Below are 14,710 nucleotides of genomic sequence, written 5' to 3' on the forward strand. Positions count from 1 at the left end.
GAGTAGTGGGTAAAGATTACTCACTACTCTTGAGCCATGATCGAATTGGAAAGAAAGTTAATCGCCTTTAAAGAGACAGGACTTTAGCAACGGTTTGCACATCCTTATCACCGCGTCCAGAACAGTTGATGACAATGCGGGGATTGCCAGTCAGTTGAGGGCAGAGAATATCCAGGTAAGCGATCGCGTGAGACGTTTCCAACGCTGGAATAATTCCCTCTAGCTGCGACAACTGCCGAAACGCTACCAAAGCCTCTTGGTCAGTCACGCTGTAGTATTCAGCCCGACCTTCATCCTTGAGATAACTATGCTCCGGGCCAACGCCGGGATAATCTAGACCAGCGCTGATAGAATGCGCCTCCACCACTTGACCATCCTCATCTTGCAGCAAATAGCTCATCGCCCCGTGCAAAACTCCCACCCGTCCCTTAGTAAGCGTGGCAGCGTGTTTCTCGGTATCAACACCCTCACCAGCCGCCTCAATTCCAATCAGCCGGACTGATGGGTCTTTCACAAACTCGTAGAAGAGTCCCATCGCATTTGAGCCACCACCGACGCAAGCTAGGAGAATATCCGGCAAACCGCCCCATTTCTCCATCGCTTGAGCGCGAGTTTCCTGACCAATTACTGCATGGAAGTCGCGCACCAACATCGGATAAGGGTGAGGCCCTGCAACCGAACCTAAGATGTAGTGAGTCGTTTCTACATTCGTTACCCAATCTCGAATGGCTTCCGACGTGGCATCTTTAAGCGTTCCGGTTCCCGCCGCCACAGGGCGCACCTCTGCCCCCATCAGCCGCATCCGGAACACATTCAGCGATTGCCGTTCCATATCCTGGACGCCCATATAAATGACGCAATCCAGACCAAATCGAGCGCAAACCGTGGCTGTAGCGACGCCATGCTGTCCGGCACCCGTTTCCGCAATAATCCGCTGCTTGCCCATTCGCTTCGCCAACAATACCTGAGCCAAAGCATTGTTGATTTTGTGGGCACCCGTATGGTTCAAATCTTCCCGCTTCAGATAAATTTGCGGCCCTGTCCCATCTGGCTTTGCATAGTGAGCCGTCAAACGTTCGGCAAAATAAAGGGGGCTGGGGCGACCTACATAATCCCGCAGCAATCCTTGAAGTTCTTGCTGGAAATCGGGTTCAGCTTGGTATTTCTGAAAAGCAGCTTCCAACTCGCTCAGCGCTGGCATCAACGTTTCCGGCACGTACTTGCCGCCAAATCGTCCAAATCGCCCTAGTGCGTCGGGTTGTTGTGTAGAAGCGTTAGCAGTTTCTTGGGAATCCGGAGAAATGGGAGTACGTGTCACAGCGAATTGTGGGAATTACAACACAAACTTCATTATAGTTTCGATGAGTTTATCCAAAACAAAATTACTGGGCTGGAAGGTTCTAGTGTCTCGGAGATAGAGTGGGGCTGGGAGGTGCAGCCGTTGAGATGGCAACTGGAGTGGCATTTAAAGACGGCGGCGGCGACTGGTTCGATTTTGGCGGCGAGATTTAACAAATTCGCTAAAATTGCCCTACAGGGTAGATAGGTGCGCTCTTACAGATGTATCTCACACTCTCATTGAGAGCTGCTATATCTAAATAAATCACGGACAAAGCTCGCGCCCAAATTTTGAAGAGATTTCTGGCTCCTCCTCGATCTAATCTGTTCTTGAATAACTTTTACCTGACTCACTGTTATGTCTTCTTCCAAGGGCAAAGCATCCAGTTCTAAAACACCCGCTCAAAATCGCGTTATCTACTCGGAATTCGGAAACACCGATAATTCAGATGCCTTAGAACGACCCGTGCCAGAACTACCGCCCAATCAGCAAAACCTCAAGGTTCAGGCATCTCGGAAAGGAAGAAAGGGCAAAACTGTTACTGTAATCAGTGGCTTTCAGATAAAACCAGAAACACTGGAAGCCCTAGCGAAACAGTTGAAAGCTCAGTGCGGCACGGGGGGCACAGTGAAGGAAAATGCGATTGAGATTCAGGGGGATCATACTCAGAAACTCGTCCAAGTTCTCGCAACTTTGGGCTACAAAGCGAAAATTAGTGGCGGCTGACTTTAGTTGGAAACAGGATGAAATGCTAGCAATCAAAGTACGGATCTAGGATTATCAATTGCTCTCTCGATGGGAGTGGAAAAACACCGATAATCGTCGGTTTAGTCAGCTTGGGTAAGGCACATTTCTCAGGAAGGTTGCGCTTCAGTAACAGTCGAAGGCTTCAGCGGCAACGACACTGTAAAGCAAGTGTAATTGGCAGCACTTTCTAGATGAATCGTGCCTCCTAAATTGGCAACCAATTTCTGTACCAGCGCCAGTCCCAAGCCAGTCCCGCCTTGCTTCCAGGGATCGGAGTTGGGAATCCGGTAAAACTTTTCAAATACTCGTTCGCGCTCGCTGGCTGGAATTTCCACGCCAGTATTTATTACGCTCACTTCCATCTTATCTGCGACGCTACGTGCTTTTACTGCAATCCGTTCGGCTGATGGCGTGTACTTGCAGGCATTGTTGAGTAACTCGCTGAATATGCGTCCTAAACTGGTGCGATCGCAAATTAACGGAGGCAGTTCGGACTCAAGGTGAATTTCTAAGTGGCGATCGCGTTCTTGGGCTGGCTTTTGAAAAGTTTCTACAATTGTGGGAAGCCAATCTTCTAGCTGAATGCTTGTCAGTACCAAAGGCTGAATCTCTGCATTGATTCGCTGCCACTCTAGTAGATCGTTGATCAAGTTGGTTTCTCGCTCGCATTCGTTATGCAAAATATGGAAGTAGCGAGCCACTTTGTTTCTTTCTGCGGGCGGCTTCGAGAGTTCTGCAAACAGTCCGTGGTCTTTATTCAAGGCAATCCCCAACATCTGAATCGCCATTTTCATGTTGGCAACTGGCGATCGCAATTCATGGGGAACGGTACTGAGAAAGTCATCTTTGAGGCGATTCAGCTTTTCCAGTTCTGCGACTTGCGCTTGTGCTGCTTGGTAGAGTCGAGCTTGTCGAATTGCGATCGCGCATTGAGACGCCACTTGCTGCACAAGCTGGATTTCCAGCTCGTTGAAAGCATCTTCCTGTCGCTTAAATAACCAGAGATCCCCGAACACTGCTTGGCTATCAAAAATCGGACAAGCGAGGATAGCCACCGCTCCTCGAATCTCAGGGATTAGGTAACAAAACTGGAAATACTGACCTTTCAGTAATTGAGCATCGTCTTGAAAAAGGTCAGAAATTGTGACGACTTTTCCTAGTGCCGATGGCAATCCTTGGGTGTATTCGTGAGCGATTGTTGCCGTGGTTTGATTGGCATCGTATAAAGCTGTATCGCAGCCTTCAATCCCCAACACTAACGTTAATTCTTCGACAGCCGTTTGCAAAATATGGTTTTCGTCGAGGCTATCACGAACTTTGTCAGTAATGCGTTTAAGCATTGCTTCAAAGTCAAGGATCTGTTGCAAGTGGATTGTGCGATCGCGATTGAGCTGGTCGTGGGGTTGCTCGTGCAGCATTTTTTGCAACCTCGTATCCCTTACCCCGCTATCATTTTGGGCAATTTTTCCCTCAACCTGATTTTCTAGATCCCTATCGGCGCACTCCCAATTTGTCCCCGAAAAATCTACTACCCGCTCGGCTTGACATGGAAGCATTTGTTGCAGCAGCCAGCGCAAACCCACGACTTGCAGATGTTGCGGCTCTTGCACTGGCTCGACAGTGACAATAGCGTTAAACGTCCTACCCTGCCTTGTTTGCAGGCAGATTTCCCAGTTATTGACAACAAATCCCTGTTGCAGGACGCTGAGCTGAGTCTGAAAGTCGTCGCGAGCATCCGTGACCACGAACTCCACCAGCGCCTTACCGACTAAGCTTTCTTGAACGCTTTCGAGCCACTCACCGCTAGTCCGGTTGGCTGATAAAATTACGGCTTCTGGATTTGTCACCAAAAAGCCAATCCCCTTTCCCTGGGAAACCACCTCTAAGTTGCTATAAGCAGGCTCGATTGCTTGTAAAGCTTTTTGGTGAGTGGAAAGGAAAATAAACTCACCTTCGGTTGGGGAACGCTGCTGTTCTTTGAGTCCTGCGTGATTTTTGTTAGCGAATTCTTGCTGAATTTGTTGGCGCAGTTGCTCAATGACGGCCTGCATTTCTTGCAGTTGGGTCGATAGTTTTTTCAGAGCATCCACGAGCGGCTCCTGGTGAGACATCGGTAACTTTCCAGCACATTGCCACAGATGCTCAAGCCGCTGTAGGGAATCTTCAATCTGCTGGTCTAGATCATTTACCATTGCACCCTTTAGCCGCCTAGACAACGCTTCTGTATCAGCAGTAATACCCATATCAGCAATGCTCAGATTTTGCCGGATTTGTTGCAATAATAGCTCTGCTTATTTGTGCCTTTATTTTCTTAATAGAATAACTTCATATTCTTTGGGGCAGCATCGCATCTTAGACTGATTTTCCCCAAAAAAGTTCCTGCCTTGTTGATAAATATGCAGCCCAGCTTGATGTTGTGAGGATTTCCGCGATAGTTTCACACAAACCATTGCTTCTCGGCGATCGCCCGCAATTCCCGTTCCCAAAATTCCTCTCTACTGACGACTGACTTAATATTTTTAAACATTAAAGATTTTTAGCATTTTAGTAGCAAAGATAACAGTAAAGTTGTTTTATCTACTCACCGATAGATTGACAGTTCTATCGGAATAGAGAGAAGAATTCCCCAAATCAATGAGATCCTAGAAAATATTCCCATTAATTCTCAAAAGGTGTTTTTATGGATTTCTTCCGTATCCTGATCGCTATTTTTGTGCCACCGCTGGGCGTTTTCTTGCAAGTTGGCTTTGGAAGAGACTTTTGGATCAATCTCGTCTTGACTTTTCTAGGTTATTTTCCCGGAATCATTCATGCGGTGTGGATTATTATTTCGAGAAAATAGCGATCGCTCCTCCATTCCCCCACAACCTAACCATTCGGCTCCATCTAAAAGAAACAAGGAGCCATCTTCATGGCTCCTTAAATCAGCACGATTGATTTCTAAGGACAGTCGAGTCAATTACTCGGCTGCACTCAGCAAATTTCCAGCCGCAGTAGCGGGTAAAGTTGGTGCAACTAAACCGCGCGAGTAGAGAGGCGCTTTGGTTTGAGCGACTAGAGGCAGTACATTGTGAACCTGGGCAGCGAGCGCTACAGTCTTCACATCGTAGGTTTGAGTTGCCACCTTGGGATAGAAACCAATTCCGATAATCGGAATTATTAAGCAAGCGGCAATAAACACCTCACGAGGCTGGGCATCCAGCAACACTAAATCTGTTACCAACTCTTGATGCTGCTTACCGTAGAACACCTGCCGCAGCATAGAGAGCAAATAAACTGGCGTCAAAATTAATCCCACCGCAGCCAGCAATACTACCACTACTTTGAAAGTGGAACTGTAAGCATCGCTCATGGTGAAGCCTAAAAAGACTGTCAATTCCCCGACAAATCCACTCATCCCTGGTAAGGCGAGAGAAGCCATTGAACCGGCGGTGAACAAAGCAAAGACTTTAGGCATTTGTTTCGCCATGCCCCCCATTTTTTCCATCATCAGGGTGTGGGTGCGTTCGTAGGTAACGCCTGAGAGGAAGAACAGCGCCGCTGCAATCAACCCGTGGGAAACCATTTGCAGAACTGCACCGTTTAGCCCTAAGTCAGTGAACGAGGCAATTCCAATCAGTATAAAGCCCATGTGGGCAATCGAAGAACAAGCTAGCCGTCGTTTGAGATTGCCTTGAGCAAAAGCGTTTAAAGAACCATAGACAATGTTGACGACACCCAATATCACGAGGACTGGGGCGAAATAAACATGGGCGCTAGGCAGCATTTCGATATTCATGCGGATTAGCGCATAGCCGCCCATTTTCAGCAACACCCCAGCCAAAATCATCGAGACGGGGGCGGAAGCTTCGCCGTGAGCATCAGGTAGCCAAGTGTGCAGCGGGAAAATTGGCAGTTTGACGCCGAAGGCAATCAAGAACCCAGCATAGGCCAGGAGTTCTAATGCTAAGGGGTAATGCTTGGCTGCCAGTTCCGCCATGTCAAAGGTGACGGTATCGCCATAGAAAGCCATTGCTAAACCGGCAACCAAAATGAACACCGAGCCTAAGGCAGTGTAAAGGATAAATTTGGTTGCAGCGTACTGGCGCTTTGGCCCTCCCCAGATGGAGATGAGCAGGTACACCGGCACTAACTCCAGTTCCCACATCAGGAAGAACAAAAGCATATCCTGAGCAGCAAAAACGCCAATCTGAGCGCTGTACATTGCCAGCATCAAAAAGTAAAACAAACGTGGCTTATTTGTAACGTTCCAAGCCGCGAAGATAGCTAGGGTGGTGACTAAGCCGGTCAAAGCAATCAACGGCATAGACAGCCCATCCACCGCTACAGACCAATTTAGACCGAGTTGAGGCACCCAAGAATAAGTTTCAACTAACTGAAATGTTGGGTTTTTTAAATCGTAGTGACGCCAAAAGGTATAAACAATCAGAGCAAAATCTACTAACGCTACTCCCAATGCGTACCAGCGGACGGTCTTGCCGTCTTTATCCGGTAGTACGGGGATGGCGAAGGAAGCGAGTAACGGCAGCAGAATAATCGTGGTGAGCCACGGAAATTGAGTACTGATCATCAGAACCTACCCAAGGTTGAGGCGATATTGCGGCATTTAGGTGGCGTATTGCAGGCACTCAACAGAGCAACCTGTACTTCGCCAAAGTTTCCTGTATAGACTCAATCAGAAGTGATGTCTTAGGAATTTATACTTACCCTACGAATATAGCTCTAGTTGTTTAAATGTTGCAATATGTTAATTTAAAAATTTTTATGTTAAGCATCTAGGCAAAAAAAAGACGGCTGCGATCGCCATCTTCGAGTAAATATTTGATAAGAACGCCATAGACTAATGCGCTCAAGAGCGCCCAAAGACCCTTGCTCAGTTAATGCAACGCCAATACAGGCTTCCCGAATAGAGTGACGCGATGACCGCGAGAAACCAATTCGTAGCCTAAAGTCGTCATCGGGTTGAGATGACCGGAGGCGGTAGGACAGATGATGCCAAAGTGAGTCATCGGAAAGCCCCTATAAACAGAGACGTTTGACGAAAACAGTTGGCTCAGTGTAGCTTTTTGCGCTTACAGATTACTGGTGAGTAACCATTTGTTGCAGCACCTGTCGTATTACATCTGACGGCACTTGGTCGGTTACAGTTACTGCCCCAATCTGGGTGGGAAGGACAAACCGCACCTTTCCATCTTTCACTTTCTTATCGGTTTGCAGCGTCTCAATAATTGCTTCGATGTCTAGCCCTGCTGGTAGCTGGGTGGGTAATCCGGCTTTTTGAATTAGGGCATCTTGACGTTGGGCGTCTGCCTTGTCCCACATCTGAAGGTTAACCGCAATCTGACCCGCCGCGACCATCCCAATCCCTACTGCTTCCCCGTGGTTCACGACACGGTAGCCGGTTAAGCTTTCTACAGCATGACCGATAGTGTGACCGTAGTTGAGAATGGCGCGGAGTCCAGCTTCTTTTTCATCTTTGCTGACGACATCGGCTTTGGCTTGGCAGGATCGTGCCAGGATTTCTTGTAATAAACCAGCGTCTAGAGAGGGGAGTGAGTCAAGATATGGCGATCGCTCCATCTGCTCAAATAAATCAGCATCCCAGATAATCCCATACTTAATCACCTCTGCCATCCCGGCGCGAAACTCTTGCACTGGCAAAGTTTTCAGCACCTCTGGGTCAATTAAAACCAGCCGCGGCTGATGGAAGGCACCAATTAAATTTTTTCCTTGGGGATGATTAACGCCGGTTTTGCCGCCAATGGCAGCATCAACCATTGACAAGAGTGTTGTCGGAACTTGTACGAAGTTAATCCCCCGCAGCCAGGTAGCCGCAGCAAAGCCAGTCATATCACCAATTACGCCACCGCCTACCGCAACAAGCGTTGAAGAGCGTTCTAGGCGATTTTCCAAGGTGGCGTCGTAGATTTTTTGGACAGAGTCGAGGGTTTTGTAGCGTTCGCCAGCGGGAAGGGTTAGTTCGGTAACGTCAAAACCAGCTTCTTTAAGGGATGCGATCGCTTCTTGACCATAGTGCCGAAAAATTTCTGGGTTAGAAACAACCAACACTTTCTTCCCCAAGTTCAAACTGGTCATCTTAGCGCCTAGTTGCCCTAGACCAGAAGATGCGATCGCAATTTCGTAAGCCTGCTGCGGTAAATTAACCCGAATCACCGATTCCATAAACCAAACCCCATCAACCAACAAGCGCCCGTGGGCTGTATTCTACTCCACTTGATGTTTCAATGGTGGATATTGCGTTCTATCGGAAAAATGGAAATCTCTGGAGCGATCGCTTACTTCTTACTTTTGGGTGGTGCTTTTGCTGTTGCTGTGGGGCTGTATTTCGGTCTCCGCGCCATCAAGCTGATCTAATCACTAGCCTGCTGGCGAAGGATGAACGATGAAGGAATTGTTCGTTCTGTACTTCTTTCCTACTTCATCCTTGCTAAAGGCAGGTTACAGAAGGATACAAGAAGACGAATCAACGAATCCTTTCATCTCTCATCCTTCTGTTAGACTTAACACCTTTACGGTAGATTGCTTTGGGGTACTCTCACAGGGCTTGCTAGTCACTCGACGCGCCATTTGGATTGTTTTTGGCAAAACTCCCACCAATTGAGCCAGAATCTCATCCGGCATTTGGGCAGTCGCTTCAAGACCAAAGTATTTTTCAAATACAACTAAAATGACACGGGCACGCTGCAACGGCACGCAATACTCCATTGCTTTTTGAGTAAAGCGAATCCATTGTTGCCGAATTTCATAAGCTTTTTGTCGCTCGGCGCGAGACTCAGGGCAAACCACTGACGGGTTGCCAATGGGAATCACCCGGCTACAATTAATATCAAACAGACTGCCAATCCCTGCACCAGGACCCGCCAATTCTGCATGGTGGCGATGACAGATAATTAAGGCGCTGCTGCGACAACCATTGACCCGGAGGAGCTGTCCGCTGTGCAACTGGCTTAAGATTTCTGTGGGTTGATTAATCGGTTTGGTGATGAGGGCTTTGTCGGGCATCGTAAGTCACAGAATCCTCTAAATTGAGTATCTTGCATTTACTTATACCCCTCGGTGATCGAATCTGTTTAGGGGGTGTGATACCCATTTGACTCATTAGTGATTCTTATCACTATAAATCCTGTGACTCACTAGAGATGAAGATGTTTACCCATCCAGGATTGGACTTGTAGCACAATGCTTGAGGACGTTTCCCTAGGCTAGCGTTGTGCTTTCCAGCCAATCGTCTGACGGCATCTTCAACTTTTCAAAGGAGTTAGAGTCGCCAGAGGTAATATCGCTGTTTTCGCTTTGTCGTTGAGTAGCAGTTTGCCAGCTGCATCGACACTAAAATCTTTTCCTGGCATAAATCCTTTGCAAATCAAACGTTTGCCGACAGCTACTGAAGTAATGGTGCGAATTTCTTGCATTACATCGGCAGGAATGAGATTCTCTATCGTCCACAACACTGAATCGCTGTCAAACCAGATTAAACGTTCGATACTCACCAGCATCATGCCACCGATCTCTTCGAGGGTCATCTGACTTCTCAAATTCGCTATCAGGTCTTTCCCAATCTGGCTATTGCGGGTCATCATCGCCCTAGCCATCTTGGCAATTTCTTGTTCTAACTCTAAGTAGTTCATTCCTGACATTTAGGTTTCCTTCCTAACTGTGTTTGCGGTTCTGCCAAGTATACCTAAAGAAAGAGTAAAATATACCCCTAGGAGGATGAAGAAATAAATTATTTTAGAAGGTATAAGCAGAACCTTGTCAGTAGCGCCAGACAGTAGAATGACTGCGCGATCGCTGTTATGGCGATCGCAAGAGTATATAGATGCTTTACGAGGAGAGGTTGATAAAAATTGGATAAAAAGTAGAAATTTGAGACATTTCTGAGCGATGTGAGTGCTGAGCGCATACCGGGAATCGTAACCAGAAAAAAAAACCCCTTAACAGGGGTCATTTAGTCTCTACTGAAGAATATTTATCGAGATTTAATCCGAAAGCGTGAGGGGATAGGTTTAACCTCGGTTTTTAATTAACATCACTTGCACAATCTGCACCGCCGTTTCCGTGGAAATCTCTAAAGCTTGATGCAAATCATTTAAAAAATTCTGTTCTTCTTCGGTAACGATGCCATCGGCTAAGACGAGATCGGTTGCCACTGCAAAAGCCGTTTCCTGTAAATCGTGAGGAAGAGATTCACGAGCCGCTTTAACCAACCCGCTAGGGCCTTGTCGTTTAAGAATACCGAGAAGTTTATCAAACATCCGTCTCATCACATCGTCTGGATAACTTCTGAAGAGTTTCATTCGAGACAGTGTAGAAGAAATGCCTCGTGCTTCTTCGTCGGAGAGGTATCCGTCAGAGGCACAAGCAGCTAAGGTAATAGCAGCAAATGCTTCCGTTGGACTAAGCGTTTCTTGAACTTTGTTCTGAGTACTGAATACTTTGTCAAACAAGCCCATCGCAGTCTACTCCTTAGGGGCATAGTAGGTAGGTATTTACTTGTCCTACACGATTGATGCTGATGATTCCAGAAGCCTGTCAACTTCAATTCGCAGCTTGGTTGAGTATGACGCGAGTCCTAGATGAGTATTTTTAACAGTCAAACTATTTGAGCGAGAACTTTTAGCGATCGCTGTTCAACGAGAACCGAGTTGCCGTGAGGGGGTGTTGTCGCTAGCTTTTTCAATCTTGTCGATCGCGATTAAACCCAGGTAAGAAGCCGCAAGGAGGAAGATAACTGAAGCTAAATAGGCGTTTTCAAGCATCCGTAGCGCGGTTTCAAAAGTAATGTAGGTCGTCATGGTTTGGCCTTCTCAGCTCTGGGCTGTTGTTGTTCTTCCCTTATTACTCCACACACTGGCTACTCATTTCCTCAGAAGAATCACTAGATTTAGCCTAAGAGCCACTAATGTCCCGGTAATTACACGGGTTTGACTCAACAGGCTGGTAAGTCTTATGAAACTATAAATACTAACCTCAACAGCAATAATACTGAGGCAATCGACGAATTGAGTCATTTAGCAAAGCTTCAGGTTTTTAGTTCTTGATTTTTTATACTTAAATGTTTTTTATAATGAGGTGCGCGTTAGCGTACAGCCCCTTGGGCATGAAAACAGCGAAGCGAGGCGTTAGCCTAGCGCTGACTTGTCAGTTCGCCCACTTCAACGATTCCTGCGTTTTTGGGTTTGCTCTTGATACCGAGATTTGGTTCAAGTCCCCTCTAAACTTGCAAGAAAAAACTTTTCCTAAGAAAGCGATCGCATCCAAGTTTCTCGTAAACTTTAGTTTTTCTCAGCTTCCCGATCGTCTTAATTTTTTAAGAAAATCAACATTTTCCCAATTAAGGGAAGATGTTGAGGCTTTTATCTTTGGGAATTAATTGCTTCTTGTATACTAGTTCGCCGTTTCTAGCTACAGCAATTGCTAGTTAAATAATGTTTTTAAAATTTATTTATAAGCAGTTGATTTAGGGATTCATTCTTGGCCATAAATATTGTAATCTCTTTTACCTTTAATATTATTATTTGATTTTGCTGTTTGTGCTTGCTATAGGCTTGAACAAAGGATTAACGGAGAGAATCAGATAGATGATCCTTTCAATTTGTTAGACTGTCGGCAACTTGTAAAATTGGCAAGCTTTGGTTCCACATTACAGCTTATCAAAAACAATTAGTTTGTTTTAAAAAAACAAACTAATTACAGAGTAATGTATTCAAAAGCACTTAATGACTTAATATGTGGGTATTTCTTTGGAACAGCTACTCCTTCCCTTTGATAGAAGCAAAGGTTTAAACCAGTAATTAGATTAGTAAAAGAATCACCGCAAAAGGATGGAAATCATGTTTGCCATAGGGGATGATGTTCTTAGCCAGAAAACTGGGCATTTTGGCAAAGTGGTTGGTTACGGACATGAAATGGTTAATGGGGTTTATTTACCAACCATCAAAGTGCTTATAGCTGAAAGTTTAAAGTCTGGGAAAAAGGCTTTTGTAGAGGAGGACTTGCATTCAGCATGGATTCAACAGCAGACCGCTACTACTCTCTCTGCCAAATAAGTTTTTGGTAATACATTAAAGAAGCACGACAAGTGAAAACAAAGCCGGAGAAGCAACTCTCCGGCTTTGTTTGTATCTAAACGCTTTAAATTATTAGATTGCACCCGATACCACCCAATGGATATCGTTTTAAGAATCACCATGCCCTTATCAAGCGCTCAGTCGGTTCTAGAACAAAGATAAAGTTCCTCAAGGGCTGGTAGTATCGTATTTACTTATCGCTGGTGAAGATTATCCTGGCGGGTTTTCCGGTTAGTCTGAGGCGTCGAGTAGAATCGAGGGAGCTTGTGTTTTCATCTAATTCTAGTCTGTGACCAGTGCTGCCCACTGTATTAATCCCGATTGTTCGCGTCCCTATCCCCAGCCTTGGGGAAACAAATTTTGCAACTGTTGTGGGGCACCGCTACATCTGAACAATCGCTATATTCCTCTCCAGACTTTAGGATCTGGGGGATTCGCTGCTATTTATACAGTCTGGGATTTGCAGTTGGCAAAAGACCGGGTGCTGAAGGTATTACTGGAATCTTCATCAAAGGCGCAGGAACTGTTTGAGCAAGAAGCATCTGTTTTAGCAAGTCTGCATCATCCGGGTGTCCCTAGCGTCGAGCCAGATAGCTATTTTGTCGTGAATTTGGGTCATCCCTCTTACCGGCGTCTGCCTTGTCTGGTAATGGAAAAAATCAACGGTCAGACATTGCAGGATATCCTGGAGCGCCACTATCCCCAAGGGTGTCCCGAGCCGCTGGTGGCGAATTGGCTGAAGCAAGCGCTTGATATTTTACAAGAGTTGCATCGGCGGCAGATTATTCACCGAGATATTAAACCCTCCAACTTGATGCTTCGCCAGGAAACCGGGCAACTGGTGGCAATTGATTTTGGCGGGGCGAAACAGATAAACACTGTCCAAGTGGGACAAGAGGCAAGTTCAACGCGTTTGATTTCTCCCGGATACAGTCCGCCGGAGCAGATTTTTGGAGGTGCGGTGGGACCGGCGGCAGATTTCTATGCGCTGGGTCAAACGATGATTCACTTGCTCACAGGTCGATATCCCCCAGAGTTGGAAGACCCGGCGACAGGGGAGTTACGTTGGCGTCATTGCGCCCCGGTGAGTCCCGCCTTCGCCGATTTGCTGGATGATATGGTGCAGGCTGATGTGCGCCAGCGACCGGCAACGGCTGTGGAAATTCAGCAGCGTCTGGCTGGGGATTCTTCCATGAAGACGAAAACCAGTCAGGTTCCGCAGTCTTTCTCGGATGCGATCGCGACCCTCGCTAGCAGAAGTTTGAAGCTGTTGTGGGTCGCGATCGCCTCTATTGTGACGCTAGCGGGTCAAACGGCTCTTTTCGTGGTTCGAGCGATCGCTAAAGTTGTGACAGCTTGCCTGGATACGCTTTGGGAGATGCTTGTTGGCGGAATTGCGGGGGGGGTGTTTGCTGTTACTGGTTTTTCTTTGGCTTATGTGTTCCCTTTAGGGACTCATTTCGCTGCTTTGCTGGCGCAGCTACCACCTGTTTTCCCCTATATTCCACCCCCAGTCGGACAAGCCATTCTGCTATTTGCATTCGCTGGATGGGGAACGGCTTGGGGTCTTACTGAAGCTGGTGGCTTTGGTCAACGCAAGCGCCGTTTAGTGGCTGGACTCATGGGTGTCTTTGGCTATGGGTTAGGGTGGCTGGTTTGCCATCTGATGCCTGCTGGAACGGTGCTGCAAATGGTCACGTTGATTGCAGTTGCTGTTGGCCCGTTAACGCTCGGTCTTGGTTTGCCCAGCCATCAACTGGTTCACGCCATTGTCGCCGCATCTGGCACAGCCGGAATCTTTGGGGGTTTAGGGTTCTTTACTCTTAGTTCGTTCGATCTCCTTCCTAGCCTTGGTTTTTTCAGTCTCCTGGGTGTCACGATTGCCTTCTGGCTGGGCGTGAGTTACTACTTGGTTGTGCCTTTTCTGCGTTGGTTAGGTTGGCGTTAATGACGTGTCGCCTGAGCCGCGATCGCTGTTGTACAGTGACTAATTATTTGTCATCGATGACAGATTGCTGTCGTTATGACGAATTGTGTGACGTTGAGACAAATTAATGTCGCTGAAGTAACAGTGACAAATTAATGTCATTCTTGCAGGGACTATCTATCTAGCTAGATAGTGTTAAGGAAGTGCGCCTTTGTACATTAACTAATTATTTGTCACTTTTAACACTTCAACCACGTCCAAACGACAGAATATACTGAGCCGCTTTCAATCCACCCCTAGTTGGGATGAAAGTTGAAACCCTATCGACCCGCACAGCAAGTCAACCTCGTTGACTTTTAACCCACTCCTAGTTGGGATGAAAGTTGAAACTTCATTCACTCCCAACTTCCGGATTGGTCTTTCCTTTCAACCCACCCCTAGTTGGGATGGTCGTTGAAACCCATCTCCTGCTGGATTAGACCTTTCAGTTCATTAGACCTCTTGCATGAATCAAGAAAATGAGCCAAAAGTAGGTAAGCGTTACTGAATCTGCTCATGCTCTACCAACAGTTGAAAGTCCTCAATCCGAGCGCCTTCAGACGGGCG

16 protein-coding genes are annotated in these 14,710 nt (G+C 46.8%); 6 read left to right on the forward strand and 10 right to left on the reverse strand.

The annotated features are described in order from the left end of the window. Window positions 1-67: 67 nt before the first annotated feature. Window positions 68-1,318, reverse strand: a complete 1,251-nt coding sequence (trpB, locus tag H6F50_RS09680; protein WP_190428533.1) for a tryptophan synthase subunit beta — start codon at window positions 1,316-1,318, stop codon at window positions 68-70. A gap of 378 nt (window positions 1,319-1,696) precedes the next feature. On the opposite strand from trpB, the gene H6F50_RS09685 reads away from it, so the two are divergent. Continuing rightward, on the forward strand, window positions 1,697-2,065 hold the full coding sequence (locus H6F50_RS09685; RefSeq protein WP_190428534.1) for a translation initiation factor: 369 nt from the start codon (window positions 1,697-1,699) through the stop codon (window positions 2,063-2,065). A gap of 128 nt (window positions 2,066-2,193) precedes the next feature. On the opposite strand, the gene H6F50_RS09690 is transcribed toward H6F50_RS09685, so the two are convergent. After that, entirely contained in the window at window positions 2,194-4,365 is a 2,172-nt protein-coding gene (locus H6F50_RS09690; RefSeq protein ID WP_190428535.1) for an ATP-binding protein, read from the reverse strand. A 401-nt stretch (window positions 4,366-4,766) separates the two neighbouring features. On the opposite strand from H6F50_RS09690, the gene H6F50_RS09695 reads away from it, so the two are divergent. Next, window positions 4,767-4,928, forward strand: coding sequence for a YqaE/Pmp3 family membrane protein (locus tag H6F50_RS09695; protein WP_190411249.1), 162 nt, complete (start codon window positions 4,767-4,769; stop codon window positions 4,926-4,928). On the opposite strand, the gene H6F50_RS09700 is transcribed toward H6F50_RS09695, so the two are convergent. The 4 genes from H6F50_RS09700 to aroB form a co-directional block, all read right to left on the reverse strand. Further along, on the reverse strand, window positions 4,872-5,045 hold the full coding sequence (locus H6F50_RS09700) for a hypothetical protein (RefSeq protein ID WP_190411361.1): 174 nt from the start codon (window positions 5,043-5,045) through the stop codon (window positions 4,872-4,874). The genes H6F50_RS09695 and H6F50_RS09700 overlap by 57 nt on opposite strands. After that, window positions 5,046-6,656, reverse strand: a complete 1,611-nt coding sequence (locus H6F50_RS09705; RefSeq protein ID WP_190428536.1) for an NAD(P)H-quinone oxidoreductase subunit 4 — start codon at window positions 6,654-6,656, stop codon at window positions 5,046-5,048. It abuts the gene before it with no gap. A 307-nt stretch (window positions 6,657-6,963) separates the two neighbouring features. Further along, window positions 6,964-7,095 (reverse strand): hypothetical protein, encoded by a 132-nt coding sequence (locus H6F50_RS27550; RefSeq protein ID WP_277878448.1) that lies wholly within the window; start codon window positions 7,093-7,095, stop codon window positions 6,964-6,966. A 70-nt stretch (window positions 7,096-7,165) separates the two neighbouring features. Continuing rightward, the gene (gene aroB / locus H6F50_RS09710; protein ID WP_190428537.1) at window positions 7,166-8,269 is read right to left on the reverse strand and encodes a 3-dehydroquinate synthase; all 1,104 of its coding nucleotides are present in this window, start codon (window positions 8,267-8,269) and stop codon (window positions 7,166-7,168) included. Window positions 8,270-8,365: 96 nt separating this feature from the next. Between aroB and H6F50_RS09715 the strand changes: the two genes are divergently transcribed. Then, window positions 8,366-8,461 (forward strand): cytochrome b6-f complex subunit PetL, encoded by a 96-nt coding sequence (locus tag H6F50_RS09715; RefSeq protein ID WP_190411348.1) that lies wholly within the window; start codon window positions 8,366-8,368, stop codon window positions 8,459-8,461. A gap of 129 nt (window positions 8,462-8,590) precedes the next feature. On the opposite strand, the gene H6F50_RS09720 is transcribed toward H6F50_RS09715, so the two are convergent. The 4 genes from H6F50_RS09720 to H6F50_RS09735 form a co-directional block, all read right to left on the reverse strand. Beyond that, complete coding sequence (locus H6F50_RS09720; RefSeq protein WP_190428538.1) at window positions 8,591-9,109, reverse strand: hypothetical protein; 519 nt, start codon at window positions 9,107-9,109, stop codon at window positions 8,591-8,593. A gap of 239 nt (window positions 9,110-9,348) precedes the next feature. After that, window positions 9,349-9,735 carry a hypothetical protein gene (locus tag H6F50_RS09725; protein WP_190428543.1) on the reverse strand — a complete coding sequence of 129 codons (387 nt, stop codon included), beginning with the start codon at window positions 9,733-9,735 and terminating at the stop codon, window positions 9,349-9,351. A gap of 378 nt (window positions 9,736-10,113) precedes the next feature. After that, window positions 10,114-10,560: a tellurite resistance TerB family protein gene (locus H6F50_RS09730; RefSeq protein WP_190428539.1), complete on the reverse strand. Its 447-nt coding sequence runs from the start codon at window positions 10,558-10,560 to the stop codon at window positions 10,114-10,116. Between the two features lie 177 nt (window positions 10,561-10,737). Next, on the reverse strand, window positions 10,738-10,902 hold the full coding sequence (locus H6F50_RS09735) for a hypothetical protein (RefSeq protein WP_190411245.1): 165 nt from the start codon (window positions 10,900-10,902) through the stop codon (window positions 10,738-10,740). 305 nt (window positions 10,903-11,207) lie between these two features. On the opposite strand from H6F50_RS09735, the gene H6F50_RS09740 reads away from it, so the two are divergent. The 3 genes from H6F50_RS09740 to H6F50_RS09750 all read left to right on the forward strand — a co-directional run bounded on the left by H6F50_RS09740 (window position 11,208) and on the right by H6F50_RS09750 (window position 14,125). Further along, window positions 11,208-11,480: a hypothetical protein gene (locus H6F50_RS09740; protein ID WP_190428540.1), complete on the forward strand. Its 273-nt coding sequence runs from the start codon at window positions 11,208-11,210 to the stop codon at window positions 11,478-11,480. A 451-nt stretch (window positions 11,481-11,931) separates the two neighbouring features. Then, window positions 11,932-12,156, forward strand: coding sequence for a hypothetical protein (locus H6F50_RS09745; protein WP_242028962.1), 225 nt, complete (start codon window positions 11,932-11,934; stop codon window positions 12,154-12,156). 310 nt (window positions 12,157-12,466) lie between these two features. Next, on the forward strand, window positions 12,467-14,125 hold the full coding sequence (locus tag H6F50_RS09750; protein WP_190428541.1) for a protein kinase: 1,659 nt from the start codon (window positions 12,467-12,469) through the stop codon (window positions 14,123-14,125). The last annotated feature ends 585 nt before the right edge of the window (window positions 14,126-14,710 follow it).

Origin of the sequence: Coleofasciculus sp. FACHB-712 (genome assembly GCF_014695635.1) — a bacterium.
Taxonomy (GTDB): Bacteria; Cyanobacteriota; Cyanobacteriia; order Cyanobacteriales; family FACHB-T130; genus FACHB-T130.

Coding starts and splice junctions, on each gene's coding strand:
- H6F50_RS09685 (WP_190428534.1), top strand. CDS start 1,697: ATGTCTTCTTCCAAGGGCAAAGCATCCAGTTCTAAAACACCCGCTCAA.
- H6F50_RS09695 (WP_190411249.1), top strand. CDS start 4,767: ATGGATTTCTTCCGTATCCTGATCGCTATTTTTGTGCCACCGCTGGGC.
- H6F50_RS09705 (WP_190428536.1), bottom strand. CDS start 6,656: ATGATCAGTACTCAATTTCCGTGGCTCACCACGATTATTCTGCTGCCG.
- H6F50_RS27550 (WP_277878448.1), bottom strand. CDS start 7,095: ATGACTCACTTTGGCATCATCTGTCCTACCGCCTCCGGTCATCTCAAC.
- aroB (WP_190428537.1), bottom strand. CDS start 8,269: ATGGAATCGGTGATTCGGGTTAATTTACCGCAGCAGGCTTACGAAATT.
- H6F50_RS09720 (WP_190428538.1), bottom strand. CDS start 9,109: ATGCCCGACAAAGCCCTCATCACCAAACCGATTAATCAACCCACAGAA.
- H6F50_RS09725 (WP_190428543.1), bottom strand. CDS start 9,735: ATGAACTACTTAGAGTTAGAACAAGAAATTGCCAAGATGGCTAGGGCG.
- H6F50_RS09730 (WP_190428539.1), bottom strand. CDS start 10,560: ATGGGCTTGTTTGACAAAGTATTCAGTACTCAGAACAAAGTTCAAGAA.
- H6F50_RS09735 (WP_190411245.1), bottom strand. CDS start 10,902: ATGACGACCTACATTACTTTTGAAACCGCGCTACGGATGCTTGAAAAC.
- H6F50_RS09740 (WP_190428540.1), top strand. CDS start 11,208: ATGAAAACAGCGAAGCGAGGCGTTAGCCTAGCGCTGACTTGTCAGTTC.
- H6F50_RS09745 (WP_242028962.1), top strand. CDS start 11,932: ATGGAAATCATGTTTGCCATAGGGGATGATGTTCTTAGCCAGAAAACT.